The 12,884-nt window shown below is 52.8% G+C and carries 12 protein-coding genes; 6 read left to right on the forward strand and 6 right to left on the reverse strand.

Annotated features, from left to right (window positions below; translation table 11 throughout):
- Positions 1-60: 60 nt before the first annotated feature.
- The 6 genes from M4I31_RS19930 to M4I31_RS19955 form a co-directional block, all read right to left on the reverse strand.
- On the reverse strand, positions 61-294 hold the full coding sequence (locus tag M4I31_RS19930; protein ID WP_003018880.1) for a YgdI/YgdR family lipoprotein: 234 nt from the start codon (positions 292-294) through the stop codon (positions 61-63).
- A gap of 90 nt (positions 295-384) precedes the next feature.
- On the reverse strand, positions 385-1,728 hold the full coding sequence (locus tag M4I31_RS19935) for an MFS transporter (RefSeq protein WP_085048328.1): 1,344 nt from the start codon (positions 1,726-1,728) through the stop codon (positions 385-387).
- Positions 1,729-1,874: 146 nt separating this feature from the next.
- Entirely contained in the window at positions 1,875-2,162 is a 288-nt protein-coding gene (gene fixX / locus M4I31_RS19940; RefSeq protein ID WP_000203731.1) for a ferredoxin-like protein FixX, read from the reverse strand.
- Positions 2,159-3,445: an FAD-dependent oxidoreductase gene (locus tag M4I31_RS19945; RefSeq protein ID WP_038637107.1), complete on the reverse strand. Its 1,287-nt coding sequence runs from the start codon at positions 3,443-3,445 to the stop codon at positions 2,159-2,161. Before M4I31_RS19945 ends, fixX begins: the two co-directional genes overlap by 4 nt.
- Before the next feature lie 49 nt (positions 3,446-3,494).
- On the reverse strand, positions 3,495-4,436 hold the full coding sequence (locus M4I31_RS19950; protein ID WP_085048329.1) for an electron transfer flavoprotein subunit alpha/FixB family protein: 942 nt from the start codon (positions 4,434-4,436) through the stop codon (positions 3,495-3,497).
- Between the two features lie 15 nt (positions 4,437-4,451).
- On the reverse strand, positions 4,452-5,222 hold the full coding sequence (locus M4I31_RS19955; protein ID WP_085048330.1) for an electron transfer flavoprotein FixA: 771 nt from the start codon (positions 5,220-5,222) through the stop codon (positions 4,452-4,454).
- A 480-nt stretch (positions 5,223-5,702) separates the two neighbouring features.
- Here M4I31_RS19955 and caiT point away from each other — a divergent pair, with 480 nt between their 5' ends.
- The 6 genes from caiT (at position 5,703) to caiE (ending at position 12,809) form a co-directional block, all read left to right on the forward strand.
- Positions 5,703-7,220, forward strand: coding sequence for an L-carnitine/gamma-butyrobetaine antiporter (gene caiT, locus M4I31_RS19960; protein ID WP_038637104.1), 1,518 nt, complete (start codon positions 5,703-5,705; stop codon positions 7,218-7,220).
- Between the two features lie 34 nt (positions 7,221-7,254).
- Complete coding sequence (caiA, locus tag M4I31_RS19965; protein WP_003018898.1) at positions 7,255-8,397, forward strand: crotonobetainyl-CoA dehydrogenase; 1,143 nt, start codon at positions 7,255-7,257, stop codon at positions 8,395-8,397.
- An 82-nt stretch (positions 8,398-8,479) separates the two neighbouring features.
- A complete protein-coding gene (gene caiB, locus M4I31_RS19970) occupies positions 8,480-9,697 on the forward strand; it encodes an L-carnitine CoA-transferase (protein WP_038637101.1) in 1,218 nt (405 codons plus the stop codon).
- A gap of 62 nt (positions 9,698-9,759) precedes the next feature.
- Positions 9,760-11,313 (forward strand): crotonobetaine/carnitine-CoA ligase, encoded by a 1,554-nt coding sequence (gene caiC, locus M4I31_RS19975; RefSeq protein ID WP_085048331.1) that lies wholly within the window; start codon positions 9,760-9,762, stop codon positions 11,311-11,313.
- Positions 11,314-11,366: 53 nt separating this feature from the next.
- Positions 11,367-12,152: a crotonobetainyl-CoA hydratase gene (gene caiD, locus M4I31_RS19980; RefSeq protein WP_085048332.1), complete on the forward strand. Its 786-nt coding sequence runs from the start codon at positions 11,367-11,369 to the stop codon at positions 12,150-12,152.
- 60 nt (positions 12,153-12,212) lie between these two features.
- Positions 12,213-12,809: a carnitine operon protein CaiE gene (caiE, locus tag M4I31_RS19985; protein ID WP_085048333.1), complete on the forward strand. Its 597-nt coding sequence runs from the start codon at positions 12,213-12,215 to the stop codon at positions 12,807-12,809.
- Positions 12,810-12,884 lie beyond the last annotated feature (75 nt).

Genomic DNA, 12,884 nt, shown 5'->3' on the forward strand with positions numbered 1-12,884 from the left:
GTCAGTTAATCCACAGGCTAACAGTCAATATTATTGAGTAGATAAATGGAAAAATCTGAGTTAGTTGTCCAGCTCACTCATATCTTTAACCTGGTCGCGGTTAATCTGCTCCGTCTTACCTGTTTGCGCATTTTTATATGACACCAGGCCAGTATCATCATCCACTTGCGGTTTGCCGTCGGTAACGATGGTTTTGCCGTCGGTGGTTTTCACCGCCTGGTTTGAGGAACAACCGGCGACGGTAAACAGTGCTGCTGCGGTAAAAATAGAGGTGATCAGGATATGTTTTTGCATGGTGTTCTCCCTGCTTTTCAGTCGTTTTCAGTGAAATATAGATTAACTGTAGGCTAACTGACTGAGTTACAGGGAAAATACAGAACACTCCTAATAGCCTGCCCTGGTCACGGGCTTACTGCGAATCGTCATCTGACTGGTTTGAGACAACGTCAGGCCGCGTGTTTCTGGTGCAAAAGCAATGGACACGAGCAGGCCAATCAGCGAAATCCCGGCCCCCATCAGCATGACATTACTGATGCCGTATTTGCTAATGAACACCGGTAGCGCCCAGGTGGAAACAATGGTCCCGATGCGGCTTAACGACATAATCACCCCGACGGCAGACGCGCGAATATCGGTAGGAAACAGTTCGTTGGGATATAGCCACTGCAGATTCCCCGGACCACCAGAGAAAAATGCGTATACGGCAAAGGCCAGCACCACCAGCCACGCCCCCATATCAGGAATTAACCCCAGTACGGCCAGCGCCAGCGTCATCATAATAAAGCTGCCAATCAACAGCGGTCGCCGCCCCGCGCTATTGAGCCAAAACATCGGCGGAATACACCCCAGCATAAAGCACAAGCTAATCACCACGTTGCCCAACGCGGCGCTTTTCCCGGCACCCAGTCCCAGTAGCCCAACAATCTGCGGGCCAAAGGTATAGATGGCGAACATCGGGATCACCTGACAGGTCCAGATGGCGGCAACAAACAGCACAAACGGGAAATGACGACGATTAAACAGCTGGAGAAAACGCGTCTCCTGCGGCGCTTCTTCATCGAACACCACCGGTTCGCCGAACAGCTTGATCATCATCGCCTCGCACTCTTTCACCCGCCCCTTACGCAGCAGCCAGCGCGGCGATTCAGGCAGGTCGAAGCGTCCAATCAGGATCAAAATACAAGGGATCACCGCGCTACCTAGCATCCAGCGCCATCCGCCCTCAACATCATACAAACAGTAACCGACCAGATCGGCACAGGTTGCGCCGACATACCACATAGCCGCGATAAAACCGATAGAGAAGGCACGCTGGCGGGTATTGGAAAATTCGGTAATCATCGAGGTGGCGATCGGGTAATCGGCGCCAATCACAATGCCGATCAACACACGCATCACCAGGAGTTCAACGGGCGAGGTAACGAACATGGTCGCTGCCGATATCACGCCAATGGCGATGATATCGATAATAAACATTTTTCGCCGCCCGACCTTATCGGAAATGTAGCCAAACAACGACGTACCAACAAACAGTCCGGCCAGCGTGCCCGCACCCAGCAAGCCAATCCACTGAGCATCCAGTTTCAATGCTGGCGTGAGTTGTTCCAGCGCCACGCCAATCATTACCAGCACATAACCATCCAGAAACGGCCCACCGCTTCCCCATAGCATTATCCTGCGGTGAATAGAGGTAAATTTGATGTCATCAAAGTTCCTGGGCTGCTGCATGGTGATGTCCTGTTTCAACACGGGCAAAGCGTCATCTGTAGGCCGGATAAGGCGTTTACGCCGCCATCCGGCATGGCACCACATGATTGCCGGATGGCGATGCTACCGCATCTTATCCGGCCTACGGGTGCACAACCTCGTACTTATTAGCCGTAGCGGAACTCCACGCCAAACGTCCCGCGTGGGTATTCCCATTTCTCCAGCGCCGTATCAAGGCCGAGGATCCGGCACGTTCCGCACTCCAGGCACCCGGCGTAATCAAAACGAACACTACCGTCGTCCTGCTTTTTATACAGTCCCGCCGGACAGGCCTTAATCAGCACCTCCAGCGCCTGTTTATCAGGATCGGCTTTGAGAATGATGTGTGGGCTATCTTCATCCACATTGAACTTATTGACGCCCAGTTTGACGTCCACATTGACGGGAGATGTCATAATACGGTCACTCCTTTCAGGCCATCTTTCATCAGGTTGATGAAGCCCACTTTCTTCGCATGGCGCAGGATTTTTTTACGCATTGGCACCGGAGCGGAGCCATCCACGGTGAACAGGTCGCGCGCGATACTGACCGCCATTTCGGGATAAGCGGTAAACATGCGGGGATTATCAAGAAAAGCCGGCAGTTTCTGATACATGCGCATATCGCGCATCGGACCTTCGTCCAGATGCTGACGGTATTCACCCAGCGACTGCTTGCTAAAATCGTCGCGCTTCATCGCCGAAAGCACCGTCTTCGCCGCCGCTTCGCCTGCGGATATGGCGAGATCCATACCACGGATGGTAAAGCCGAGGTTCATACACATACCGGCAGCGTCGCCGGCAATCAGTACGCCATCGCCCACCAGTTCAGGCTGCATATTCATTCCCGCCTCGGGTACAACGTGCGCGGCATATTCCACCAGCTTGCCACCAGCGATCAGCGGAGCGACTGCCGGATGCTGTTTGAAATCTTCCAGCATTTGCGGGACCGATTTTTTCGCGTCTTTCAGATGATGAAGACCGCAGACCAGCCCCAGAGAAAGTGTTGTTTCATTCGTATACAGGAAGCCACCGCCCATCAGACCATCGGTTGGCGCCCCGGCAAACAGACAGGCGGCGCCTTCGTTGCCCTGTAGCTGGAAACGATCTTCAATTACCGACTTCGGCAATTCGATCAGTTCCTTCACGCCGACGGCAACATGCGATGCCTCAACACGCTTGGCCATGCCCAGCTTTTCAGCCAGCAGAGAATTCACCCCGTCGGCGAGGATCACGACTTTGGCTTCCAGAATATCGCCATCGGCTTCCACGCCCACGACTTTACCCTCGCGCTGAACGACGTTATCGACGCGAATACCGGTGATCAGTTGCGCCCCCGCCTCTTCGGCCTGCTCCATCAGCCAGGCGTCAAATTTACTGCGCAAGACGGAATAAGAAACCTGCGACGCGGCGGCCTCTTCACCATTGCAGTAATCGATAGTCATCGCCCCGTTGTCGGTCATAAAGGCGAGTTTTTCGTGGGTGATCATGCGTTCAATGGGGGCCTGATCCGCAAAGCCGGGAATGATGCGTTCCAGGCTATGCGCATACAGACGCCCACCGGTGACATTCTTCGCGCCAGCAGAATTGCCGCGCTCGATAACCAGCACCTGTGCACCTTCGCGAGCAAGCACCAGCGCCGCAACCGAACCGGCCAGACCTGCACCCACGATGATGGCATCAAAGATATCTTCGGACATACGTACTCCTGTCAGCGGCAGGATACCTTCGCATCCTGCCCGAAATGATTTATCGCGCTAAGGCAGCCGTCAGCGCAGGCAGGATCTTCAGCGCATCGCCAACGATGCCAAAATCCGCATACTGGAAGATCGGCGCATTTTTATCTTTATTGATGGCGAAAATCGTCTGCGCGCCGTTGGCGCCGACCATGTGTTGGATCTGCCCGGAGATCCCCACCGCCAGATACAGTTCAGGCTTGAGCATCAGGTTGGAGATACCGACGTAGCGCTCGTGCTCCATCCACTTCTCGTTTTCCGCTACCGGGCGAGAACAGGCCAGCTCAGCGCCAATCGTCTGGCACAGCGCTTCGGCCAGCGAGATATTCTCTTTGCTGCCTATACCGCGTCCCACACTGACCACCAGACGCGCTTTATCGAGATCGACGCTGTTGCTCTGACGTGCCTGGGTTGCGGTGCGGGTCACAGCATTGGCCGGAGCCTGCCACTGCACGGTGTGCATCTCACCGCTGCGAGAAGTGTCCGGGTCTTGTGCGTCAAACGTTCCGCTGCTGAGCGTGATCACGGCAAACGGCGAAGCAATGGTTTCTGCCCCTATCGCCAGACCGCCGTAGACCATATGCTTAACCGCCGCTTTTCCATCCTGCAGGGCGACTTCGCTGGCGTCGTTGGAAACCGCAGCCGACAAGCGAAAGCCCAGCTTTGCCGCCAACAGTTTGCCCCGGCGCGTATTCGGCAGCAGTACCGCGCCGCCCTCGCTATGCTGACGAACAGTCTCAGCCATCACATCAGCGTAGTCTTCGATCATGCGGTCTTCTGGTTTGCCGCTGAGCAGCCAGACATGATCCGCGCCCAAATGACATGCTGTCGCGCTATCCGCTTCGTTCAGTACGAACGCGTTAACTTTTTCACCTACAGCCTGCGCGCCACTCATCAGTTCGGGCAGACGAGAAGGGGTATCGCTGAATACCCAGACACTGGAAAATTTGTTCATAACATCCCCTGATAATTAAATGATTTTGCGCAGATTCTCGACAAACGCGGCGATTTGTTCTTCACCGTCACCTTCAATCACCACACGCTGACGCTCGCGCTGCTTCGGTGCGGCAACCTGTTGTACGGAATACGCGGGTACGCTGTTCAGCCCGATATCCGCAGGCGACCAGACCTGAACCGGTTTTTTCGCCGCGCCAAGAATGGCTTTCATCGAAGGGATTTGTGGAGTGTTGATGTCGGTGGAAACCGCGATCACCGCCGGGAGCGGGATGCTCAGCGTTTCAACTTCATCTTCCAGTTCGCGTTCTACCGTCAGCGTACTGTCAGTAAGAGAGAGGATCTTACTCACGCCGTTAATCGCCGGAACGTTCAGCGCTTCGCCTACCAGCAAACCAACCTGCTGAGCATAAAGATCGGAAGAACCGTCGCCGCAAATAAGCAGATCGAAACCTGATTTTTGCGCCGCGGCGGCCAGCGCGGTAGCGGTGTGTTGCGGCAGCGCCTGCTCAAATTGATCGTCAATCACCACAATCAGTTCATCAGGGCCACGAGAAAGAACATCTTTGCGCCCTTTTGCATTAGTCAGCGCTTTGCCGCCAACGCTCATGGCGACAACCTGAGCTTCTCCCACCTGCTGTTTTAACTGGCAAGCTGCTTCAATTGCATTCAGATCATATTGGCTGATTTTGCCATCCGCTTTGCTGAAATCGAGTGAACCATCAGCATTATTAATCGCAATATCCTGTTCATCAGGTACGCATTTGTAGCAAGTAATTATCTTCATTGCATCTCCAGAAATCATGAAGGAAACGTATTTATATCGGCGGTGTTAAATACAGATATCACGCTCTTTAATTCGGAAATAAAACCTTAATCACCAATATTGAAAATGTCACACATTGAAATTCGTAACTTTCAATAGTGTTACATGCCTCACCAATATTGAAAGAAACACGTCAAATATGAAAATTTTCAATATTGCTTGCTGGTTCAACAATATTGAACACCAGACACTTAAAAAAGTTAAAAAACCAATGTCAACTATATGATTTATAAACAAAAAATAGACATTTCAAGACAAAATAACCAGCACCAAAAAGTGTGATCAAAGTAACAGAATCACGCGAAATGAATACCCATTATGAGTTACTCGTTGAGGTGTCCCAGAGGTTAATAAGTTATCAACAAACCATTAATAATAAATAAACAAACGTTCAAAAACGGGCACGCTAAATAAATTTCGTTTTCACACTGGAATTCACTTATGAAAAATGAAAAGAGAAAATCGGGAATTGAACCGAAGGTTTTTTTTCCGCCATTAATAATTGTCGGAATACTTTGCTGGCTAACAGTAAGAGATCTTGATGCCGCTAACGTCGTTATTAATGCGGTATTCAGTTATGTCACCAACGTCTGGGGATGGGCATTTGAATGGTATATGGTCATCATGCTATTCGGCTGGTTCTGGCTGGTTTTTGGCCCCTATGCCAAAAAGAGATTAGGTGACGAAAAACCGGAGTTTAGCACCGCCAGCTGGATTTTTATGATGTTCGCGTCCTGTACATCCGCTGCGGTGCTGTTCTGGGGCTCTATTGAGATCTACTACTATATCTCCACACCGCCGTTCGGCCTGGAACCAAATTCCACGGGCGCGAAAGAGATAGGTCTGGCGTACAGCCTGTTCCACTGGGGGCCGCTGCCGTGGGCAACCTATAGCTTCCTTTCTGTAGCCTTCGCCTACTTCTTCTTTGTACGTAAGATGGATGTCATCCGTCCCAGCTCCACGCTGGTACCGCTCGTCGGTGAGAAACATGCGAAAGGGTTGTTCGGTACCATCGTTGATAACTTCTACCTGGTGGCGCTGATCTTCGCAATGGGCACCAGCCTCGGTCTGGCTACCCCGCTGGTCACCGAGTGTATGCAGTACCTGTTCGGTATTCCACATACGCTGCAACTCGACGCCATCATCATTACCTGCTGGATCATTCTGAACGCCATTTGCGTGGCCTGTGGCCTGCAAAAAGGGGTCAAGATCGCCAGTGACGTACGTAGTTATCTGAGCTTCCTGATGCTCGGCTGGGTGTTTATCGTCAGCGGCGCCAGCTTCATCATGAACTACTTCACCGACTCCGTCGGGATGTTGCTGATGCATCTGCCACGGATGCTGTTCTATACCGATGCCATCGGTAAAGGCGGCTTCCCGCAGGGCTGGACCGTTTTCTACTGGGCGTGGTGGGTAATTTACGCCATCCAGATGAGTATCTTCCTGGCCCGTATTTCTCGTGGTCGCACCGTACGCGAACTGTGCTTCGGGATGGTACTGGGCCTGACCGCGTCTACCTGGATCCTGTGGACTGTCCTTGGCAGCAACACGCTGCTGCTGATGGATAAAAACATCCTCAACATTCCGCAGTTGATTGAACAACACGGCGTGGCGCGCGCCATTATCGAAACCTGGGCCGCCTTACCGCTCAGCACCGCCACCATGTGGGGTTTCTTTATCCTCTGCTTTATCGCCACCGTAACGCTGATTAACGCCTGCTCTTACACCCTGGCGATGTCCACCTGTCGCGAAGTTCGCGATGGTGAAGAACCGCCTCTGTTAGTGCGTATCGGCTGGTCGGTGCTGGTCGGCATCATCGGTATCGTTCTGCTGGCGCTGGGTGGGTTGAAGCCGATTCAGACCGCAATTATCGCCGGAGGATGCCCGCTGTTCTTCGTCAACATTATGGTGACGCTGTCCTTTATTAAAGACGCCAAAGTGCACTGGAAAGACAAGTAATTCTTATTAACCCAATTGATCAAGAGGCTGAAAGATGGATTTCAACTTAAATGACGAGCAGGAACTGTTTGTCGCCGGTATTCGTGAACTGATGGCCAGTGAGAACTGGGAAGCTTATTTTGCCGAGTGCGATCGTGACAGCGTCTACCCTGAGCGTTTTGTAAAAGCGCTGGCGGATATGGGCATTGATAGCCTGCTGATCCCGGAAGAACATGGCGGTCTGGAAGCGGGTTTTGTTACCGTCGCCGCCGTCTGGATGGAGCTGGGACGTCTTGGCGCACCAACTTACGTGTTGTACCAATTGCCGGGAGGTTTTAACACTTTCCTGCGTGAAGGGACTCAGGAGCAAATTGATAAAATCATGGCGTTCCAGGGTACCGGTAAGCAGATGTGGAACTCTGCTATCACCGAACCGGGAGCGGGATCGGATGTCGGCAGTCTGAAAACCACTTATACACGCAAAAATGGTAAGGTTTACCTTAATGGCAGTAAGTGCTTTATCACCAGTAGCGCCTATACCCCGTACATCGTGGTCATGGCGAGAGACGGTGCATCGCCGGATAAGCCTGTTTACACCGAATGGTTTGTCGACATGAGCAAAGCGGGTATCAAGGTCAACAAACTGGAGAAACTCGGTCTGCGCATGGATAGCTGCTGTGAAATCACCTTTGACGACGTTGAACTGGACGAAAAAGACATGTTCGGTCGGGAAGGTAACGGCTTCAACCGCGTGAAAGAAGAGTTTGACCATGAGCGCTTCCTCGTCGCGCTGACCAACTACGGCACCGCAATGTGCGCTTTTGAAGATGCCGCGCGTTACGCTAATCAGCGCGTGCAGTTTGGTGAAACTATTGGCCGTTTCCAGCTGATTCAGGAGAAGTTTGCGCATATGGCGATCAAACTGAACTCCATGAAAAACATGCTGCTGGAAGCCGCGTGGAAAGCAGATAACGGCACTATTACCTCCGGCGACGCGGCAATGTGCAAATACTTCTGCGCCAACGCCGCGTTTGAAGTGGTAGACACCGCCATGCAGGTACTGGGAGGTGTTGGTATCGCGGGCAACCACCGCATCACGCGTTTCTGGCGTGACCTGCGTGTTGACCGCGTTTCTGGTGGTTCTGATGAAATGCAGATCCTGACGTTAGGCCGTGCGGTACTCAAGCAATACCGATAGAACGGCGCAACCTGTAGGCCTGATGAGACGCTCGCGTCGCCATCCGGCCTACGTGGCCCCCATAAATGCCAGGAGAAAAATTATGAATCATTTACCAATGCCAACCTTTGGCCCTCTTGCTGGAGTACGCGTTGTTTTTTCAGGGATCGAAATCGCCGGTCCGTTCGCCGGACAGATGTTCGCCGAATGGGGCGCCGAGGTTATCTGGATTGAAAACGTCGCATGGGCCGATACCATCCGCGTACAGCCTAACTACCCGCAGCTCTCACGCCGCAACCTGCACGCCCTGTCGCTCAATATTTTCAAAGATGAAGGTCGGGAAGCGTTTCTGAAACTGATGGAAACCACCGATATTTTCATTGAAGCCAGTAAAGGCCCGGCCTTTGCACGCCGCGGTATTACTGATGAAGTGCTGTGGGAACATAACCCGAAACTGGTCATTGCCCACCTTTCCGGTTTTGGCCAGTTTGGTACGGAGGAGTACACCAATCTTCCGGCGTATAACACTATCGCGCAGGCGTTCAGTGGTTATCTGATCCAAAACGGCGACGTTGACCAACCGATGCCAGCCTTCCCGTATACCGCGGATTACTTCTCCGGGATGACCGCAACGACAGCGGCGCTGGCGGCCCTGCACAAAGTGCGCGAAACGGGTAAAGGTGAAAGCATCGATATCGCCATGTACGAAGTGATGCTGCGCATGGGTCAGTACTTCATGATGGACTACTTCAACGGCGGCGAAATCTGTCCACGTATGACGAAAGGGAAAGATCCCTACTACGCCGGTTGCGGCCTGTATAAATGCGCCGATGGTTACATCGTCATGGAGTTGGTCGGCATCACGCAAATCAACGAGTGTTTTAAAGATATAGGCCTGGCCCACATTCTCGGTACGCCGGAAGTTCCGGAAGGCACGCAGCTAATCCATCGCGTGGAATGCCCTTACGGCCCGCTCGTCGAAGAGAAACTGGACGCCTGGCTGGCAGCGCATACCATCGCCGAAGTCCAGGCGCGCTTTGCTGAGCTGAATATCGCCTGTGCGAAGGTGCTAACCATTCCGGAACTGGAAGGCAATCCGCAGTACGTTGCCCGCGAATCCATTACTCAGTGGCAAACAATGGACGGCCGCACCTGCAAAGGGCCGAACATCATGCCGAAATTTAAAAACAACCCGGGGAAAATCTGGCGTGGCATGCCATCACACGGCATGGATACCGCCGCCATTCTGAAAAACATTGGTTATAGCGAAGCAGACATAAATGAGCTGGTCGGCAAAGGCCTGGCCAGGGTTGAGGAATAAACGCGACGCGCTAACCCGCTCGTGGGTTAGCGCTCACGCCTGATTTCAGTGGATAAAGCAATATGGATATCGTTGGCGGACAAAACTTACGTCAGATGTGGGACGACCTGGCCGGGGTGTACGGAAATAAAACGGCGTTAATTTTCGAATCCTGTGAAGGAATCGTTCGGCAATTTAGCTATGCCTCGCTCAATGAAGAGATTAATCGCACGGCGAACCTTTTTCATTCCTTAGGGATCCGCAAGGGCGATAGGGTCGCACTGCATCTGGATAACTGTCCGGAATTCATCTTTTGCTGGTTTGGACTGGCAAAAATCGGCGCCATTATGGTGCCGATTAATGCTCGCTTACTGGGCGAAGAAAGTGCCTGGATCCTGCAAAACAGCCAGGTGAGCCTGCTGGTTACCAGCGCCCAGTTTTATCCTATGTACCGTGAAATACGCCAGGAAAATAGCACTCCGCTTAATCATATCTGTCTGATTGGCGAGCAGCTTCCGGCTGACGATGGCGTGAGCCACTTTACCCAACTGCAGGCTCGTCAGTCGACCACCCTGTGCTATACGCCTGCGTTATCCACTGACGATACGGCGGAAATTCTGTTTACCTCCGGTACCACCTCGCGTCCAAAAGGGGTGGTGATTACCCATTATAACCTGCGCTTTGCGGGCTATTACTCTGCCTGGCAAATCGCCCTGCGCGATGATGACGTATACATGACGGTGATGCCCGCTTTTCATATCGACTGTCAGTGTACCGCCGCAATGCCGGCCTTTTCCGCCGGCAGCACCTTTGTGCTCCTGGAGAAGTACAGCGCCCGGGCATTCTGGGATCAGGTACGTAAATATCAGGCGACGGTGACCGAGTGCATCCCGATGATGATCCGCACGCTGATGGTCCAGCCCGCCGCGCCAACGGACAGGCAGCATCAGCTGCGCGAAGTGATGTTCTATCTCAATCTATCCGCGCAGGAAAAAGACGCCTTTATCGAACGCTTTGGCGTCAGGCTGCTGACCTCTTATGGTATGACTGAAACCATTGTCGGAATTATTGGCGACCGTCCCGGAGACAAACGACGCTGGCCTTCCATTGGTCGCGTGGGATTTAGCTATGAAGCTGAAATTCGCGACGATCAAAATCGCCCGCTCCCCGCCGGAGAAATTGGCGAAATCTGTATTAAAGGCGTCCCCGGCAAGACCATCTTCAAAGAGTATTACATGCAGCCGGAAGCAACCGCCAGGGCGCTGGAACCAGAGGGCTGGTTACATACCGGTGATTCGGGTTACCAGGATGAGGATGGCTATTTCTATTTTGTCGACAGACGCTGCAACATGATTAAACGCGGCGGGGAAAATGTCTCCTGCGTCGAGCTGGAAAATATTATTTCTGCGCATCCGAAAATTCAGGACATTGTGGTTGTTGGTATTAAAGACGCGATCCGTGATGAAGCCATTAAAGCGTTTATTGTCCTTAATGAAGGTGAAACATTAAGCGAAGCCGAGTTTTTCAGCTTCTGCGAAAACAATATGGCGAAATTCAAGGTTCCCTCTTTTATGGAGATCAGAACCGACCTGCCGCGCAACTGTTCAGGAAAAATAATCAAAAAAAATCTGAAATAAACCTTCCGGCAGGAATCCCTCCCGCCGGGAAACTATTTATCTGGAGATGAACCATGAGTGAATCATTACATCTGACCCGTAATGGCCCGATCCTGGAAATTACCCTCGACCGACCTAAAGCCAATGCCATTGACGCCAAAACCAGCTTTGCAATGGGCCAGGCTTTTCTTAATTTCCGTGACGATCCGGAATTACGCGTAGCAATCATTACTGGCGGCGGGGAGAAATTCTTTTCTGCTGGCTGGGACTTAAAAGCGGCAGTGGAAGGTGAAGCGCCGGATGCCGATTTTGGTCCCGGCGGCTTTGCCGGTTTAACTGAAATATTTGATCTGGATAAGCCGGTCATCGCCGCGGTAAACGGCTATGCGTTTGGCGGCGGTTTTGAGCTGGCGCTGGCAGCGGACTTTATTGTCTGCGCGGAAAACGCCAGCTTCGCGCTACCGGAAGCCAAGCTCGGCATCGTGCCTGACAGCGGCGGCGTTTTGCGCCTGCCTAAGCTGTTGCCACCGGCTATCGTCAACGAAATGGTGATGACCGGTAGACGAATGAGCGCCGAAGAAGCGCTGCGTTGGGGGATCGTGAACCGCGTTGTCAGCCAGAGCGAACTGATGGATAGCGCGCGCGAACTGGCGCAACAACTGGTTAATAGCGCCCCGCTGGCGATCGCGGCGCTGAAAGAGATTTATCGTGCGACTAGCGAAATGCCGGTAGAAGAAGGCTACCGCTACATCCGCAGCGGCGTACTGAAGCATTATCCGTCGGTACTGCATTCGGAAGATGCGCTCGAAGGACCGCAGGCATTTGCCGAAAAACGCGATCCGGTGTGGAAAGGTCGTTAATGTGACTATGCCGGATAAGGTGTTTACGCCGTCGTCCGGCAAAAAAACCGAGGTACAACCATGAGCTATTACGCCTTTGAAGGACTGATCCCGGTGGTACACCCGGACGCGTTTGTCCATCCCAGCGCCGTGCTGATTGGCGATGTCATCGTGGGTGCTGGTGTTTATATTGGCCCACTCGCGTCATTGCGTGGGGATTATGGGCGCCTGCTCCTTAAGGCAGGATCTAATCTGCAGGATGGCTGCATTATGCATGGCTACTGCGATACCGATACCGTCGTGCATGAGAACGGCCATATCGGCCACGGCGCTATTTTGCATGGCTGCGTGGTGGGCCGGGACGCATTGGTCGGCATGAACAGCGTGATTATGGACGGCGCAGTGATTGGCGAAGAGAGCATTGTCGCCGCCATGAGTTTCGTCAAAGCCGGATTTCAGGGTGAGGCAAGGCAACTGCTGGTGGGTTCACCTGCGCGAGTACTACGCCAGGTCACAGAACAGGAGCTGCACTGGAAACGCCTCAACACCAAAGAATATCAGGATCTTGCGGTCCGCTGTCGAACGGGACTATCTGAAACGAAGCCGTTAACCCAGGTCGAAAAAAACCGGCCGCGCCTGAAAGGCACGACGGACGTGAAGCCAAAATCAGCCCAATAATTGATGCCGGATGCGCTGACGCTTATCCGGCCTACGCGTCAATCCCCGTTAACGCTGCCATCAGGCAAACTAACC

The organism is Citrobacter sp. XT1-2-2, assembly GCF_023516235.1.
In the GTDB taxonomy this organism is placed as follows: Bacteria; Pseudomonadota; Gammaproteobacteria; order Enterobacterales; family Enterobacteriaceae; genus Citrobacter; species Citrobacter werkmanii.

Excerpts from the sequence above, each read along its gene's own strand:
- M4I31_RS19930 (WP_003018880.1), bottom strand. The coding sequence starts at position 294 with ATGCAAAAACATATCCTGATCACCTCTATTTTTACCGCAGCAGCACTG.
- M4I31_RS19935 (WP_085048328.1), bottom strand. The coding sequence starts at position 1,728 with ATGCAGCAGCCCAGGAACTTTGATGACATCAAATTTACCTCTATTCAC.
- fixX (WP_000203731.1), bottom strand. The coding sequence starts at position 2,162 with ATGACATCTCCCGTCAATGTGGACGTCAAACTGGGCGTCAATAAGTTC.
- M4I31_RS19945 (WP_038637107.1), bottom strand. The coding sequence starts at position 3,445 with ATGTCCGAAGATATCTTTGATGCCATCATCGTGGGTGCAGGTCTGGCC.
- M4I31_RS19950 (WP_085048329.1), bottom strand. The coding sequence starts at position 4,436 with ATGAACAAATTTTCCAGTGTCTGGGTATTCAGCGATACCCCTTCTCGT.
- M4I31_RS19955 (WP_085048330.1), bottom strand. The coding sequence starts at position 5,222 with ATGAAGATAATTACTTGCTACAAATGCGTACCTGATGAACAGGATATT.
- caiT (WP_038637104.1), top strand. The coding sequence starts at position 5,703 with ATGAAAAATGAAAAGAGAAAATCGGGAATTGAACCGAAGGTTTTTTTT.
- caiA (WP_003018898.1), top strand. The coding sequence starts at position 7,255 with ATGGATTTCAACTTAAATGACGAGCAGGAACTGTTTGTCGCCGGTATT.
- caiB (WP_038637101.1), top strand. The coding sequence starts at position 8,480 with ATGAATCATTTACCAATGCCAACCTTTGGCCCTCTTGCTGGAGTACGC.
- caiC (WP_085048331.1), top strand. The coding sequence starts at position 9,760 with ATGGATATCGTTGGCGGACAAAACTTACGTCAGATGTGGGACGACCTG.
- caiD (WP_085048332.1), top strand. The coding sequence starts at position 11,367 with ATGAGTGAATCATTACATCTGACCCGTAATGGCCCGATCCTGGAAATT.
- caiE (WP_085048333.1), top strand. The coding sequence starts at position 12,213 with ATGAGCTATTACGCCTTTGAAGGACTGATCCCGGTGGTACACCCGGAC.